The organism is Bradyrhizobium sp. UFLA05-109, assembly GCF_054185165.1.
Genome location: NZ_JBBIAR010000159.1, coordinates 1 through 1,080, shown reverse-complemented (window position 1 = coordinate 1,080; position 1,080 = coordinate 1). Strand labels below are relative to the sequence as shown.

Below are 1,080 nucleotides of genomic sequence, written 5' to 3'. Positions count from 1 at the left end.
TGTTCAGCCCGGGGACATGACCGACGGGTGTTCGGGGACATAGCCGACACTTTTGCCGCTCGCCAAGTCGATGATAGCGACTTGGTGAGAGGCAAAGAAGACCCCGTATTGCGCAGCATTTGCCGAAGGGCGGATGGCGAGGCGCTCACCACGGAAGGCCTGAGGGACTTTCCAGAGACGCCCTTTGAAGCTGACATAGGCCTTGGTCGTGGAGACGCGGCGCACGATCTCGTGGCTATCGTAGTCGACGTTGGGCAATCGATCAGGCATGGCTCGCTGGCTCGGCCGATATCGGCTGGCCGGGACCTGTTGTCCGAGTGCCTCATGCGGTCGTTCGAAGTTGTAGACTTCCCGCCAGACGTCGAAGGCGCGCTGCGTCTCTGCAAGATCGCGGAAGTGCCGCAGCGCGAACACCTCAGCCGCGAGCGTGCGGTGGAACCGCTCGTTCTTGCCGCGGCTCTGCGGGTGATATGGGCGGCTATGGATGACCGCGATGCCGAGCTTGAGCAGCCACACCGAGAACCGCGTCCATCGCTCGCCGGAGGGATCACCCCAAGGTGAACCGTTGTCGACGAAGAAGGCCTCCGGAAGGCCGTAACGGCGAAAGGTCTCTTCCAGGCGGTTGCGTACGGTATCTGTGCGCTGATCGGCACAGGCCTGCAGGCACAGATCATAGCGGGAGTGGTCGTCGACAACCGTCAGAGGATGGCATTGGGTATCATTGCCGAGCCGAACCCACCCTTTGAAGTCCATCTGCCACAACAGATTGGGTGCCGGCATCTCGAAACGCCGGCTTGCCACCACGCCGCCGATCGCAGGCTTGATACGGCCAGACCGACGCAAGATCTGATGGACTGTTGAAACTGCGGGCGAACGCAAGCCCTCGCGCTCCAGGCAGTGAGCTATCTTGCGAGCTCCCCAAGCCGGATGAGCATCGCGTACCGCGAGGATGCGTTCCTCGAGCTCGCAATCGGTCTGTCCCGGGCTCGAATGCGGTCGGCGCGAGCGGTCGTCAACATCCCGGTCGGCCTGCCATCGTGCAAGCCATTTGTAGCCTGTGTCAGGATGGATATTGAAGCG

At 62.0% G+C, this 1,080-nt stretch carries 1 protein-coding gene; it reads right to left on the bottom strand.

Annotated elements, in window-relative coordinates; all coding sequences use genetic code 11:
* Positions 1-3: 3 nt before the first annotated feature.
* A partial coding sequence (locus Q3C01_RS44825; RefSeq protein ID WP_458151741.1) for an IS481 family transposase occupies positions 4-1,080 on the bottom strand: 1,077 nt, incomplete at its 5' end.